Annotated in this window: 14 protein-coding genes; 2 read left to right on the top strand and 12 right to left on the bottom strand. The window is 61.7% G+C overall.

Annotated elements, in window-relative coordinates:
- Nucleotides 1-32 precede the first annotated feature (32 nt).
- The 11 genes from J2Y90_RS01155 to J2Y90_RS01105 form a co-directional block, all read right to left on the bottom strand.
- Nucleotides 33-524, bottom strand: a complete 492-nt coding sequence (locus J2Y90_RS01155; RefSeq protein ID WP_253495859.1) for a DUF2878 domain-containing protein — start codon at nt 522-524, stop codon at nt 33-35.
- Nucleotides 517-1,782, bottom strand: a complete 1,266-nt coding sequence (locus J2Y90_RS01150) for an SAM-dependent methyltransferase (RefSeq protein ID WP_253495857.1) — start codon at nt 1,780-1,782, stop codon at nt 517-519. The genes J2Y90_RS01155 and J2Y90_RS01150 overlap by 8 nt, the downstream gene beginning before the upstream one ends.
- Nucleotides 1,769-2,584, bottom strand: coding sequence for a DUF1365 domain-containing protein (locus tag J2Y90_RS01145; protein WP_253495855.1), 816 nt, complete (start codon nt 2,582-2,584; stop codon nt 1,769-1,771). Before J2Y90_RS01145 ends, J2Y90_RS01150 begins: the two co-directional genes overlap by 14 nt.
- Complete coding sequence (locus tag J2Y90_RS01140) at nt 2,581-3,828, bottom strand: NAD(P)/FAD-dependent oxidoreductase (protein WP_253495853.1); 1,248 nt, start codon at nt 3,826-3,828, stop codon at nt 2,581-2,583. The genes J2Y90_RS01145 and J2Y90_RS01140 overlap by 4 nt, the downstream gene beginning before the upstream one ends.
- Nucleotides 3,825-4,607, bottom strand: a complete 783-nt coding sequence (locus J2Y90_RS01135) for an SDR family NAD(P)-dependent oxidoreductase (RefSeq protein WP_253495851.1) — start codon at nt 4,605-4,607, stop codon at nt 3,825-3,827. The genes J2Y90_RS01140 and J2Y90_RS01135 overlap by 4 nt, the downstream gene beginning before the upstream one ends.
- The gene (locus tag J2Y90_RS01130; RefSeq protein ID WP_253495849.1) at nt 4,604-5,026 is read right to left on the bottom strand and encodes a nuclear transport factor 2 family protein; all 423 of its coding nucleotides are present in this window, start codon (nt 5,024-5,026) and stop codon (nt 4,604-4,606) included. Before J2Y90_RS01130 ends, J2Y90_RS01135 begins: the two co-directional genes overlap by 4 nt.
- The gene (phrB, locus tag J2Y90_RS01125; protein ID WP_253495847.1) at nt 5,019-6,461 is read right to left on the bottom strand and encodes a deoxyribodipyrimidine photo-lyase; all 1,443 of its coding nucleotides are present in this window, start codon (nt 6,459-6,461) and stop codon (nt 5,019-5,021) included. Before phrB ends, J2Y90_RS01130 begins: the two co-directional genes overlap by 8 nt.
- A 16-nt stretch (nt 6,462-6,477) precedes the next feature.
- Complete coding sequence (locus tag J2Y90_RS01120) at nt 6,478-7,419, bottom strand: MerR family transcriptional regulator (protein ID WP_253495844.1); 942 nt, start codon at nt 7,417-7,419, stop codon at nt 6,478-6,480.
- Entirely contained in the window at nt 7,419-8,381 is a 963-nt protein-coding gene (locus J2Y90_RS01115) for a YbgA family protein (RefSeq protein WP_253495842.1), read from the bottom strand. The genes J2Y90_RS01120 and J2Y90_RS01115 overlap by 1 nt, the downstream gene beginning before the upstream one ends.
- A 200-nt stretch (nt 8,382-8,581) precedes the next feature.
- Nucleotides 8,582-8,797, bottom strand: coding sequence for a TIGR02450 family Trp-rich protein (locus J2Y90_RS01110; RefSeq protein ID WP_253495840.1), 216 nt, complete (start codon nt 8,795-8,797; stop codon nt 8,582-8,584).
- The gene (locus J2Y90_RS01105; protein ID WP_123420105.1) at nt 8,794-9,780 is read right to left on the bottom strand and encodes an NAD(P)/FAD-dependent oxidoreductase; all 987 of its coding nucleotides are present in this window, start codon (nt 9,778-9,780) and stop codon (nt 8,794-8,796) included. Before J2Y90_RS01105 ends, J2Y90_RS01110 begins: the two co-directional genes overlap by 4 nt.
- A 197-nt stretch (nt 9,781-9,977) precedes the next feature.
- On the opposite strand from J2Y90_RS01105, the gene J2Y90_RS01100 reads away from it, so the two are divergent.
- Entirely contained in the window at nt 9,978-10,880 is a 903-nt protein-coding gene (locus J2Y90_RS01100; protein WP_253495838.1) for a TIGR01777 family oxidoreductase, read from the top strand.
- A 13-nt stretch (nt 10,881-10,893) separates the two neighbouring features.
- A complete protein-coding gene (gene hemH, locus J2Y90_RS01095; protein WP_253495836.1) occupies nt 10,894-11,919 on the top strand; it encodes a ferrochelatase in 1,026 nt (341 codons plus the stop codon).
- A 115-nt stretch (nt 11,920-12,034) separates the two neighbouring features.
- Here the strand turns inward: hemH and J2Y90_RS01090 are convergent, their stop codons facing one another.
- Nucleotides 12,035-13,309, bottom strand: coding sequence for a uracil-xanthine permease family protein (locus J2Y90_RS01090; RefSeq protein WP_253495834.1), 1,275 nt, complete (start codon nt 13,307-13,309; stop codon nt 12,035-12,037).

The following is a 13,309-nucleotide window of genomic DNA, read 5'->3' as shown; positions in this document are numbered from 1 at the left end:
ATCGCTGTGGGTGTGAAAGCGCTGACGGACGCTCATGGCGCCAGCCGTCGCGCCATCATGTGCAGCAGCGGAAACAACCCGGCCCAGAGCACGCCGATGACGATCAGCGTCGCCGCCTCGCCGTAGGGAAATTGCACGCCGGCCAGTCGTCCGCCACCGTAGTACGACGACGCGCCGCCCAGCGCGCCAAGTGCGCTGGCCAGCCACCATGGCCGTGCGCTCCAGGCCAGGCAGTGGCGCAATGTGGTGGCGAGCAGCGCCCAGAGCAGCATCAACCACAAAGGAATCAACGGCGCAGCATCTTCGAAGCGGAACACGCCGAGGTAACGCAAAACGCTGTCCACCGCAGTACCGACAATCACCACGGACAGAATCAGCCGACCTTCCGCCGCCCAACTACTGATCCAGCGCAGATGAATCACCAGCACCGCCAGTGCAAGCAACAGCCACAAACTGTTGCCGCCGATTACGCAGACCAGCCAGCCGAGCTGGAACAGCACGGCATTGGCGAGGCGCTCAAGCATCGAAGCGACCGAGCAGCGGCGCGGTCATCGCCGCCGGTTTCGCCAGCAGCAATTGCGCGGTGCCGATGGTTCGCTCGAGGAATCCGCCCTCGCAATAGCACAGGTAGAACTCCCACAAACGCAGGAAATAATCGTCGTAACCCAATTCGCTCAAGCGACCATGGGCGAGGCGAAAGTTCTCGTGCCACAGGCGCAGTGTCCTGGCGTAATGCAGGCCGAAATCTTCCATGTGCAGCAGGTTCATGTCGGTCTCGCGGCTGACCACATCGAGCATCTTGTGCACCGAGGGCAGGGCGCCGCCGGGGAAGATGTAGCGCTGGATGAAGTCGACGCTGCGTTTTGCCTGCTCGTAGCGTTGCTCGCGAATGGTGATCGCCTGGAGCAACATCAAGCCGTTGCTCTTGAGCAACTGCGCACATTGCTTGAAATAGGTCGGCAGGAACCGATGGCCGACCGCTTCGATCATCTCGATCGACACCAGTTTGTCGTACTCGCCGCTAAGGTCGCGGTAGTCCTTGAGCAGCAGCGTGATGCGATCCTGCAAGCCGAGTTGTTCGATGCGTTTGGCGGTGAAGGCGAACTGCTCTTTCGACAGCGTCGTGGTGGTCACCCGGCAGCCATAATGCTGCGCCGCGTACAGCGCCATGCTGCCCCAGCCGGTGCCGATTTCCAGCAGGTGGTCGCTGGGTTTGAGCGCGAGTTTCTGGCAGATCCGCTCGAGTTTGTTCAGTTGCGCCTGCTCCAGGGTGTCGCTTGGCGAAAGGAACTGGGCGGCGGAATACATCATGGTCGGGTCGAGAAACTGTTCGAACAGTGCATTGCCGAGGTCGTAATGCGCGGCGATGTTCTTCTGTGAGCCCTTGCGCGTGTTGCGATTGAGCCAGTGCAGGCCTTGCACGAAGGGCCGGCCGAGACGCGCCAGGCCACCCTCCATGGCATCGAGCACCTCGAGATTGCTGACGAACACGCGGACCACAGCAGTCAGGTCCGGCGAACTCCAATAACCGTGAATGAATGCTTCGCCAGCACCGATCGAGCCGTTGCCGGCGACCATGCCCCATAGCGCCGGATCGAGCACATGGACCTCGCCGAGCAAGGCGCTGCCCGGAGTACCAAAGAGCATTTGTTCGCCATCCTCGACGACCATCAATTGTCCATGTTTGAGCTGCGCCAGTTGGCGCAACACGCCACGGCGCAGCAGCGAGCCGGTCAAGCCGTTGGTGCTGAAGCGACCGAGCGGCAGGCTAGAGGATTTCATGGTGCGGCTCCTTCGGAGGCACGGTGGCGGTTTGGAAGCTGCCGTCGGCAGGCTGATGGGCGAAGATCGGCGCGCGCTTGAGCAGCAGTCGCAACGCTTGCCAGTAGATCGCCAGGGCGGTTTTTGCAGTCATCCACGGGAAGCGCCGCAGATAGCGGTGCAGGCTGCGCCGATCGAGCGGTTCGCGGCGCAGATTCAGCGTGGCGTCGAACAGTTTTTCGCTGCCCTGCCAATCGGCCATGTGCACGCCGAGGCTCTGCGCGGCGGGGCTGAAACTCATGCGGTATTCGAGGTCGCGCGGCAGAAACGGCGAAACGTGAAAGGCCTTGGCCACGGCGAAATGTTGATGAAAGTCCACCAGACTGGTCGGTGTCTGCGCCGGCAGCACGTAGTGATAACGCTCGCGCCACGGCGTGTTGGTCACTTCACAGACGATCGCTGCGAGTTGCCCGTCGGCTTCGTGGCAATAGAAGAAGCTCACCGGATTGAACGACAGCCCCCAACTGCGCGGCTGGGTCAAAAGGCATACCGTGCCCTGTGGCTCATGACCGATGGCCACGCCGACCTGCTGACGCACCGCATCGATCAGGCGCATGCCCTTGCCGGTGAAGGCTTTCAGGTAGTCAGTTTCGCGAAACGAGAACGGCGCAAAACGGCTGCGCCCCGCCAGTGGCGACAGGGCCAGCACGTCGTCCTGTTCGCTCAGGTCGAGATAGAGCAAACCGATGCGATAGCGGAACTCATGGCGGCGCGGCGCAAAACGTCGGTGGCCGATGACGCCGCTGTACAGAGCGCTGTTCACAGGGTTTCACCGAACGCGGCGGCCACGCGCAAACCGCTGACCACGCCATCTTCATGGAAACCGTTGGCCCAGTAGGCGCCGCAATAATGGGTGTGCTGCTCGCCATCGAGTTCGCCCCAGCGGTTTTGCGCCGCTGCGGCAGCCAAAGTGTATTGCGGATGGGCGTAGGTGTAGCGAGCCAGCACTTTGTCCGGCGTGATTCCGGCGGTCTGGTTTAGGCTGACGCAGAACGTGGTGTCGCTCTCGATGCCCTGCAGGATGTTCATGTTGTAGGTGACCGCCGCGCGGGTATGACCGGCGCCGCCGAGGCGATAGTTCCAGCTGGCCCAGGCCAGTTTTCGCGTCGGCAGCAGGCCCGTGTCGGTGTGCAGCACGACATCGTTGTCGGCGTAGAGCAGGGCGCCAAGAACCGAGCGCTCGGCCTCGCTCGGATTGGCCAGCAACTTCAGGGCCTCATCGCTGTGGCAGGCAAACACCACCTTGTCGAAATGCTCCAGCCCGGCCGGGCTGTGGATAACCACGCCGTGCTGGTTGCGCTCGACGCGCTTTACCGCGCAATTGAGGCGAATCCTGTCGCTGAAGGAAGCGGTCAGTGGCGCAATGTAGGCACTGGAGCCGCCCTCAATGACCTGCCATTGCGGCCGATCACTGACCGACAACAGACCATGGTTCTTGAAAAAACGCAGGAAAAACTGCAGCGGGAAATTGAGCATTTCCGCCATTGGCATCGACCAGATCGCCGCGCCCATCGGCACGATGTAATGCAGGATGAAACGCTCGCCGTAGCCGCCAGCCTTGAGGTAATCGTCGAGGGTGGTGTCGGCGGCGATGCGCAGTTCCATCAGGTCGCGCTGGGCTTGTTTGTTGAAGCGCAGAATGTCGCGCAGCATGCCCCAGAATCCTGGCGACAGCAGATTGCTGCGCTGGGCAAACAGGCTGTTGAGGTTGTTGCCGTTGTACTCCACGCCAGTGTCCGGATCGGTCACCGAAAAGCTCATTTCGGTCGGCTTGAAGGCCACGCCGAGCTGATTGAGCAGACGAATGAAGTTCGGGTAGGTCCAGTCGTTGAACACGATGAAACCGGTGTCGATCGCAAACGACTGCCCGGCCACGCTGACCGGCACGGTGTGGGTATGGCCGCCGACCCAGTCACTCGCTTCGAAGACGGTAATGTTGTGGCGGCGGTTCAGCAGATAGGCGCAGGTCAGCCCGGCGATGCCGCTGCCAATCACGGCGATTTTCATAGCGGATCCCGCTGCGGTGGGTTCTTGCGCACCATGCGTTTGCCGATCGCCAGTTGCGCGCGGGCCGGCAGTTTCGACAGCGGCCACAGCGCGGCCATGAACAGCCCCGGGAAGGCAATTTCCAGCGGACGGTCCTTGAGTTTGGCGAAGATGTGCCGCGCCGCTTTATCCGCAGGCCAGCTAAGCGGCATCGGGAAATCGTTCCTCTCGGTCAGCGGCGTTTCGACGAAACCCGGACTGATGATCGTGACGTCAATGCCTTCATCCGCCAGATCGATGCGCAGCGATTCGAACAGGTAACGCAGCCCGGCCTTCGATGCACCGTAGGCTTCGGCCCGTGGCAAGGGCAGGTAAGTCACCGAGCTGGCCATGCCAACCAGGTGCGGCGCGGTGCCTTTGCGCAGCAACGGCAGGGCGGCTTCGATGCAGTAGCTACTGGCGAGCAGGTTGGTACGCACCACGTGCTCGATGATCGACGAATCGAACTGGCGCGCATCGACATATTCACAGGTGCCGGCATTGAGAATCACGCTGTCCAGCGAGCCCCAGGCCGCGCTGATCTGCTCACCGATTTCACGCACGGTCTGACTGTTGGTCAGATCGCCGGGCACCACCAACACTTGCCCCGGATAACGCTGGGACAAGACTTTCAACGGCGCAGTCGAGCGCGAGCTGACCGCCAGATGCGCGCCGCTTTTCAGAATGTCCTCGCACAATGCTGCACCGATGCCACTGCTGGCGCCGGTCAACCAATACCGCCGTGGAGGTGTACGACTCATCCCATTCTCCTTTTCAGCCAGGCAATCACCCGGCCCAATATTGGCAAGTGTTCATACAGCAGCGCCCCGGCATCGAAATAATCCCGATGGCGATAAACCTTGTCCCGCCAGAGCAGGTGCGAACAGCCGCCGACCCTGATTTCCCGGCCTTTGGCCAGGCGCGGGTGGCGATAACTCATCACCCAGCGCAGATAACCTTCGCCTTCGCTGATCTGGTCGAAACCGTGGAAATCGAAACGCAGATCGCTGACGTTGGCGTACAGCTCGCTGAAGTAATCCTGCAGTTGCGCCAGGCCCTGAACTTCGTGCAGGGGATCGGTGAAATGAATGTCGTGACTGTACAGCTCGCCCAAGCGATGCAGATTGTCCTTGTTCAACCCGGAAAACTGCCGGGCAAAGCTGCGCAGGAATTCACTCATCGCTGCCACCGACAGGCTGACGCGACGGCAGGTTCTTGAACGCCGTCAGCGCACGCTCGCGTGAGGCGCTGAGGTTGACGATCGGCGCCGGATAGTCCGCCACGCCGAACAGCCCGCCGCTGGCAGGGTTGTGCACTTCTTTTTTGTTGAGCCCGGCCAGTTGCGGCAACCAGTGCTTGATGAACACGCCTTCGGCGTCGAATTTTTCCGACTGGCTCAACGGGTTGAAAATACGGAAGTACGGCGCCGAGTCGGTGCCGGTCGATGAACTCCACTGCCAGCCGCCGTTGTTCGCCGCCAGGTCACCGTCGATCAGATGGCGCATGAAAAAGCGTTCGCCCTCGCGCCAGTCGATCAGAAGGTTTTTGGTCAGGAACATCGCCACGACCATGCGCAGGCGATTGTGCATCCAGCCGGTTTCAAGCAATTGGCGCATCGCCGCGTCAATGATTGGCAGGCCGGTACGTGCCTCTTGCCAGGCCTTGAGCTCCTCCGGCGCATCGCGCCAGGCCAGCGCCTCGGTTTCCGGGCGGAAGGCACGATGCCGCGAGACGCGTGGATAGCCGACCAGAATGTGTTTGTAGAATTCGCGCCAGAGCAGCTCGTTGATCCAGGTCACGGCGCCGACCTTGCCGCTTTCGAACTCGCCCTGATTGCTTTGCAGCGCAGCGTGCAGGCACTGGCGTGGAGAGATGACCCCGGCGGCGAGGTACGCCGACAATTGGCTGGTACCGGGTTTGGCCGGAAAGTCGCGTTCGCTGCGGTAATAATCGATCTGCGCATCGGTGAAGGTGTCGAGTCGGCGCCGCGCCTCTTGCTCACCGGCCGGCCATAACGTGCGCAGGGATTCGCTCGGCGTGGCGAAGCCTTTGACTGCCTCGGGAATGGCATCGCTGGCGATATCCAGCGCGGCCTGTTTGCCCGGTGTCTTGACCAGCGCCGGCATCGAGCGGTGCAGGCGTTCGTAACAGACCTTGCGGAACTGACTGAACACCTGGAAATAAGTGCCGGTCTTGGTCAGCACCGTGCCGGGTTTGAACAGCAACTGATCCAGATAGCTGTAAAATTCGATGCCCTCGGCCTGCAACGTTTCGGCGACGGCCTCATCGCGGCGGCTTTCGTGGACGCCGTATTCCTCGTTGATGTGCACTGCTTCGATCTTCAATTGCCGGCAGAGCTTGAGCAGTTCTGCTGGCGCCTGATCCCAGCGCGGCGCGCTGCGAATCAACAACGGGATATTCAGTGCGCCGAGGCTCTGGCTCAGTTCGCGCAGGTTGCGCAGCCAGAAATCCACCTTGCACGGCGCATCGTCGTGTTCCAGCCACTGCTGCGGGCTCAACAGGTACACCGCCACGGTCGGGCCGCGCGCTGCGGCGGCCGCGAGGGCTGTGTTGTCATGTTGGCGCAAGTCGCTGCGCAGCCAGATCAGTTGCATGTGATTACACCCATCATCAAATCAATCCACGCTCGAGCAGCGCCTGATGGGCTGCAAGCGGATCTTCAGCCAGGAACAGATTGGCAGCCTGGGCGGTGCGTGCGGACAATTCGGTGTGGTGGATGTGCACCGCAGGTCCGGCGATCAAGGTCGGGCAATTGACGTTCGCCAACAGTTTTGGCAACTGCGCCAGTTGCATGGCTTTGCTCGAATACAACAGCACGCCACGGGCTTGCAGTTGCTCGACGGTCAACGCCAGTTCACCGGCCGGCAGCGGCCAGTCGAACACCTGCACCGGGCAATCGGCACTGCTGATCAGCCACGCGCACAGCCACAGATGCGGCTCCAGCGGCAGGTCGGAATGATTGATCAGCAGCAGCGGCGCCGAATGCAGCTGACGGTTGTTGTGATAGATGCGCGCGCCGAACTTGCTGCGCAGCCAGGAGAAGAAAAACGTCCGCTCCATTTGTGCGCCGAACTGGCCTTGCCAGCGCTGTTCGAGTTCGGCCAGCAGCGGCATCAGCAACTGCTCGCACAGGGTGCGCGGTGGGTAGAGCGCGATGGCCTGGTTGACGCTGTCATCCAGCGTGCGCTCATTGAGCGCGGTGACTGCCGAGAGCAATGTCTGGCGCAGACGCTGCCAATCGTTCTCCACGGTTTCAGTGAAGGCTTGCGGCGCGTCGAGCAGCGGCTTGACCTGGCTGACCGCAACGCCACGATTGAGCCAGGTGAGGATGGCCATGATCCGCTGCACATGTTCAGCGCTGTAAAGTCGATGGCCCTTGGGCGTGCGCTGGGGCACCACCAGCCCGTAGCGACGTTCCCACGCCCGTAGGGTGATGGCGTTGACGCCGGTCTGCCGGGCGACTTCGCGAATCGGCAACCAGCCCTCGTCGAGGGCTTTCTTGAAGTCAGCGCCGAGGTCTTCCTGCGCGCTGCTGTCGGTTTTATCGTTCATTAGATCGCATTTCGCAGACTGAGGTTTTCCGGGTGCGGTTGCAGATAAACCTGCTGCGCAATGTATGGATCCGGATGGAGGCGAAAGTGGTGCTTGAGCAGGGTCAATGGCACCACGAGCGGCACGATGCCCTGGCGGTATTGCCTGATGACATGCTGCATTTCCTGTTTGTCTTCGGCGCTCAGCGATTGTTTCAAATATCCGCTGAGGTGCAGCAGCACGTTGCAGTGAGTGCCACGTGTAGCGCACCTCTTCAGTGCGGCCATCAGTTCGCTGAAATAGCGCGGGCCGAGTTCGGCGGGGTCGCTATTGGCCATGTTGCCGAGCATTTTGCCGAGGGTTTTGTACTGCAGCGGGTTGTGCGCCATCAGCAGGTATTTGTAGCGAGAGTGGAATTCCGTAATGGCGCGGCGAGTCAGGCCCTGGGCGAGCACTTGTTGCCAGGCGCTGTAGGCCAATACACGGGTGATGAAATTTTCCCGGAGCACCGGATCGTTCAGGCGTCCGGCTTCTTCCACTGGCAGGTCAGGATGTTGCGCACAGAAAGCCTGCGCATAGATGCCGCGTCCGCCACCGTTCACTGGCGCGCCGTTGGCGTGATAGACCTTGACCCGCTCCAGGCCGCAGGACGGTGACTGCTGCATGAAGATGTAGCCGGAAAGGTCCTGCAGCTCGCCGGCCATTTTCTCGCCGTACTCGGCCAGTGGTTTGGTGACATTGATGGCCCGGTCGACGGTGCCGACGGCCTCAGGTTGCTCAGGGTCGCCCACCAGCCGAATCGGCTCGCGGGGAATGCCCATGCCGATGGCGACCTCCGGGCACAACGGGACGAAATCGAAATATTCGGCGAGGGTACGGCTGCACAGCCGTGATTCCTTGTGCCCACCGTTGTAGCGCACCTCTTCGCCCAACAGGCAGGCGCTGATGGCGATCTTCGGCTTGGACAGGGAAGCTGTAGACATGAGCACCTCGAATCTATACCTGTACAGAGAGTTATCTCTGTACAACTTTTCCTCAGCATAGAACGATGGATGTACAAGTCAAATGATTTGTATAAGTTTTTTGTAGGAGTGAGCCTGCTCGCGATAGCGGTGGGTCAGGCGCAGATGATTTTGGCTGATCAACCGCTATCGCGAGCAGGCTCACTCCTACAGGGGGAATCTCATTTCCAGCCGAGGATCCAGTGCTCGGCGTCTCTAAGCACCTGCCAGTCCAGTCGCTCGCTGCGCTGGGTCAGCACCGCCTGCAATTCAACCTCCAGCACCGTACCTTCCTCGTCGCGGATCAGTTCGGTGACCAGAAAATGTTTCTCGCGGTTTTGCGGGTGGGCTGCTGTCCATTTCGACAGCAGCAATTTGCGCGGATTGATGCGGTTCATTGCAGGTGTTCGTGCAAGCGACGTGCAGCCTCCTGACCGCTGAGCCAGGCACCTTCGACGCGACCCGACAGACACCAGTCGCCACAGGCGTACAAGCCCAGATCGGCGTCGGCCAGCGTCGTCCATTCGTGGCCGGTAGCGGGGCGCGCGTAGAGCCAGCGGTGGGCGAGGCTGAAGGTCGGCGCAGGCATGGCACTGTGCAGCAGTTCGGCGAAAGCGCCGTGCAGATGCTCGATCACCGCTTCCTTGGACAGGTCGATGTGCTGTCGGCTCCAGGCGCTGGTCGCATGCAGCACCCAGGTGTCGAGGGTGCTGTCGCGCCCGGGTTTGCTGCGGTTGCGCGCCAACCAGTCGAGCGGGCTGTCCTGCACGAAGCAACCTTCGATCGGCGTATCGAGTGGGGTTTCGAAGGCGAGGGCGACGGCCCAGGTTGGCTCCATTTTTACCCCGGCAGCAACGCCGGCGAGTTTCGGCGCGGCGGCCAGCAGCGCGGTGGCTTGCGGTGCCGGCGTGGCGATCACCACGTGGCTGAAGGGGCCGTGGGTGCAGCCGTCGGCGTCCTGCAGATGCCAGTGCTCTTCGCCGCGATAGACCTCGGTGATGCGGCAGGCAAACTGCACATCCAGGCCATCGAGCAGGCCGCGGGTGATGGCGCTCATGCGCGGCGTGCCGACCCAGCGGGTCTGCTCGTCCGGCGACATGTTCAGTTGCCCGCCCTGGAAGGTGTAGAGCTGCGGCGTCCACTCGGCGGCCCAGCCCTGGCTCTGCCAGCGCTGCACCTCGGTGACGAAGCGCCGATCGCGCGCGGTGAAGTATTGAGCGCCCATGTCCAGCGAGCCAGCGTCGCTGCGCTTGCTCGACATGCGCCCGCCGCTGCCGCGGCTTTTATCGAACAGTTGAACGGTATGCCCGGTCTCTGTCAGAGCCTGGGCGGCGGAGAGCCCGGCAATGCCGGTGCCGATGATTGCGATAGGTACAGTCATAGGGGCCTCGTTTACCTTTCTGTACAGACTACGCCGTCGATGAAACCTGTACAATTCTGTTTTTTGGTATAACTTCTAGCGTTCTCGTTCTGACAGCTTGGCCTATTGTTAAACCATAGAGCCTGCCCGATAGAAAAGATCCCTGCCTATAAAAATAGACTAGTGATCCGGGTTAAACGCCACGCGAGGAAGATGTCATGCACATATTGCTGACCGGCGGTACTGGTTTGATAGGACGTCAGCTCTGTCGACACTGGCTGGAGCAGGGCCATCGCCTGACGGTGTGGAGTCGCCGCGCGGAAAAGGTCGCGCAGATCTGCGGCCCGCAAGTGCGCGGGATTGCGAATCTGGAGGACCTCGGCGAAGAGCCGCTGGATGCGATCGTCAATCTCGCCGGCGCACCGATTGCCGATCGCCCCTGGACCCATCGACGCAAGGCGTTGCTGTGGAGCAGTCGCATCACGCTGACGGAGACGCTGCTGGCGTGGCTGGAAACTCGCGCGCAGAAACCGTCGTTGCTGATTTCCGGCTCGGCGATCGGCTGGTATGGCGACGGTGGCGAGCGCGAATTGACGGAGGATTCGCCGCCCGGCATTGACGATTTCGCCAGCCAATTGTGCATCGCCTGGGAAGAAACCGCGCTGCGCGCCGAGAATCTCGGCATCCGCGTGGTGCTGGTGCGAACCGGGCTGGTGCTGTCGGCCGAGGGCGGCTTTTTGTCGCGGCTGTTGCTGCCGTTCAAGCTCGGGCTCGGCGGGCCTTTGGGCAATGGTCGGCAGTGGATGCCGTGGATTCACATCGACGATCAAATCGCCCTGATTGATTTTCTTCTGCACCGGAATCAGGCCAGCGGTCCTTATAATGCCTGCGCGCCGAAACCTGTGCGCAACCGCGAATTTGCCAAGACCCTGGGCAGCGTATTGCACCGCCCGGTGTTCATGCCGATGCCGACCCTGGCGCTGAAAGTCATGCTCGGCGAGCTGTCACTGCTGTTGCTCGGCGGCCAGCGCGCGACGCCGGCACGCTTGATGGAAGCCGGATTCAGCTTCCGCTTTACGGATTTACGCGCGGCCCTGGATGATCTCTCCAGCCGCCTCTGAAATAGGACGTTGCATGACCGATCACGCTTTGCTTCTGGTCAACCTGGGCTCTCCGGCCTCCACCTCGGTGGCCGACGTGCGCAGCTACCTCAATCAATTTCTGATGGACCCCTACGTGATCGACCTGCCATGGCCGCTGCGGCGGCTGCTGGTGTCGCTGATCCTGATCAAGCGTCCCGAGCAATCGGCGCACGCGTATGCTTCGATCTGGTGGGAGGAGGGCTCGCCGCTGGTGGTGCTCAGCCGCCGCTTGCAGGAGCAGATGACCCGAACGTGGAAACACGGCCCGGTGGATCTGGCGATGCGTTATGGCGAGCCGTCGATCGAGACCTGTCTGCTGCGTCTGGTGAAGGCCGGGCACAAGAAAATCACGCTGGCGCCGCTGTACCCGCAGTTCGCCGACAGCACCACGACCACGGTGATCGAAGAGGCCCGGCGCGTGCTGCGCGAGAAGAAACTCGACGTGCAGTTGTCAATCCTGCAACCGTTCTACGATCAGCCGGAATACATCGAGGCACTGGCCGCCAGCGCGCGCCCGCATCTGCAGCAGGACTACGATCATCTGCTGCTGAGCTTTCACGGCTTGCCGGAGCGGCATCTGACCAAACTCGATCCGACGGGCAAGCACTGCCTCAAGGGCGCCGATTGCTGCCAGACCGCCTCGCCGGCGGTATTGGCGACCTGTTATCGCGCGCAGTGTTTCCGTACCGCCGCCGCCTTCGCCAAAAGCATGGGCCTGGCGGACGGCAAATGGTCGGTATCGTTTCAGTCGCGCCTGGGCCGGGCGAAATGGATCGAGCCGTACACCGAAGCGCGGCTGGATGAACTGGCCAAAAGCGGGGTGAAAAAGATTCTGGTGATGTGCCCGGCGTTCGTCGCCGATTGCATCGAGACACTGGAAGAGATCGGCGATCGCGGCAAGGAACAGTTCCGCGAAGCGGGGGGCGAGGAGTTGGTGCTAGTGCCGTGCCTGAACGACGACCCGCAATGGGCCAAGGCCTTGGCCACCCTCTGCGAAAGAGCGCCGCTGGCGTTGTGATGATCGTTCCAACGCTCTGCGTGGGAATGCCTCTAGGGACGCTCTGCGTCCAGTGACGCGGAGCGTCACGGGCTGCATTCCCACGCAGAGCGTGGGAACGATCAATCTTCAGGCGTTAAATCAGCGGCTCATCCGCCTTCTTGTTCTTCCAGCCATCATTGCCCGGCAGGATCAGATTCAGCGCTATCGCCACCACCGCGCACAGTGCGATGCCTTTGAGGCCGAAGTCGTCCGGGCCGGTACCGGTGCCGACCAGCACACCGCCAATGCCGAACACCAGCGTCACCGAGACGATCACCAGATTGCGCGCTTCGCCAAGGTCGATCTTGTGGCGGATCAGGGTGTTCATGCCCACTGCTGCGATCGAACCGAACAACAGGCACAGAATCCCGCCCATCACTGGCACCGGAATGCTTTGCAGCAGCGCGCCGAACTTGCCGATGAACGCCAGGGTGATGGCGAAGATTGCCGCCCAGGTCATGATCTTCGGGTTGTAGTTCTTGGTCAGCATCACCGCGCCGGTGACTTCGGCGTAAGTGGTGTTGGGCGGGCCGCCGAACAGGCCGGCGGCGGTGGTGGCGATGCCGTCACCGAGCAGAGTGCGATGCAGGCCCGGCTTCTTCAGGTAATCGCGACCGGTCACGCTACCCACGGCAATCACGCCGCCGATGTGCTCGATCGCCGGCGCCAGTGCCACCGGAACGATGAACAGAATCGCCTGCCAGTTGAACTCCGGCGCGGTGAAGTGCGGCAGGGCGAACCATGGCGCGGCAGCAATTTTCGCCGTGTCGACCACGCCGAAATAGAACGACATGGCAAATCCCACCAGCACCCCGGAAATGATCGGCACCAGTCGGAAGATGCCCTTGCCGAACACCGCCACGATCAAGGTGGTCAGCAGCGCCGGCATGGAAATCATCATCGCCGTCTGATAGTGGATCAGCTCGGTACCGTCGCCGGCCTTGCCCATCGCCATGTTCGCGGCAATCGGCGCCATGGCCAGGCCAATGGAAATGATCACCGGACCGATCACCACCGGTGGCAGCATACGGTCAATGAAGCCGGTGCCTTTGATCTTCACGGCCAGGCCGAGGAAGGTGTAGACGAAACCAGCCGCCATCACCCCGCCCATGGTCGCGGCGAGGCCGAACTGGCCCTTGGCGAGAATGATCGGAGTAATGAAAGCAAAGCTCGACGCCAGGAACACCGGCACCTGACGCCCGGTGACGATCTGGAACAAAATCGTCCCAAGACCTGCGGTAAACAGTGCCACGTTCGGGTCCAGGCCCGTGATCAGTGGCATCAGCACCAGAGCGCCGAAAGCCACGAACAGCATCTGCGCGCCGGACAGCACCGTGCGCCAGAGCGGATCGTTGAACTCTTGCTGCAT

The organism is Pseudomonas koreensis (genome assembly GCF_024169245.1).
Lineage (GTDB): Bacteria > Pseudomonadota > Gammaproteobacteria > Pseudomonadales > Pseudomonadaceae > Aquipseudomonas > Aquipseudomonas koreensis_F.
This window is presented reverse-complemented; position numbering and strand designations above follow the sequence as displayed.

Bases quoted from the DNA above. Each gene is read 5' to 3' on its own strand.
- J2Y90_RS01100 (WP_253495838.1), top strand. From the start codon at position 9,978: ATGCACATATTGCTGACCGGCGGTACTGGTTTGATAGGACGTCAGCTC.
- J2Y90_RS01115 (WP_253495842.1), bottom strand. From the start codon at position 8,381: ATGTCTACAGCTTCCCTGTCCAAGCCGAAGATCGCCATCAGCGCCTGC.
- J2Y90_RS01135 (WP_253495851.1), bottom strand. From the start codon at position 4,607: ATGAGTCGTACACCTCCACGGCGGTATTGGTTGACCGGCGCCAGCAGT.
- J2Y90_RS01090 (WP_253495834.1), bottom strand. From the start codon at position 13,309: ATGCAGCAAGAGTTCAACGATCCGCTCTGGCGCACGGTGCTGTCCGGC.
- J2Y90_RS01110 (WP_253495840.1), bottom strand. From the start codon at position 8,797: ATGAACCGCATCAATCCGCGCAAATTGCTGCTGTCGAAATGGACAGCA.
- hemH (WP_253495836.1), top strand. From the start codon at position 10,894: ATGACCGATCACGCTTTGCTTCTGGTCAACCTGGGCTCTCCGGCCTCC.
- J2Y90_RS01150 (WP_253495857.1), bottom strand. From the start codon at position 1,782: ATGAAATCCTCTAGCCTGCCGCTCGGTCGCTTCAGCACCAACGGCTTG.
- J2Y90_RS01130 (WP_253495849.1), bottom strand. From the start codon at position 5,026: ATGAGTGAATTCCTGCGCAGCTTTGCCCGGCAGTTTTCCGGGTTGAAC.
- J2Y90_RS01140 (WP_253495853.1), bottom strand. From the start codon at position 3,828: ATGAAAATCGCCGTGATTGGCAGCGGCATCGCCGGGCTGACCTGCGCC.
- phrB (WP_253495847.1), bottom strand. From the start codon at position 6,461: ATGCAACTGATCTGGCTGCGCAGCGACTTGCGCCAACATGACAACACA.
- J2Y90_RS01105 (WP_123420105.1), bottom strand. From the start codon at position 9,780: ATGACTGTACCTATCGCAATCATCGGCACCGGCATTGCCGGGCTCTCC.
- J2Y90_RS01120 (WP_253495844.1), bottom strand. From the start codon at position 7,419: ATGAACGATAAAACCGACAGCAGCGCGCAGGAAGACCTCGGCGCTGAC.
- J2Y90_RS01155 (WP_253495859.1), bottom strand. From the start codon at position 524: ATGCTTGAGCGCCTCGCCAATGCCGTGCTGTTCCAGCTCGGCTGGCTG.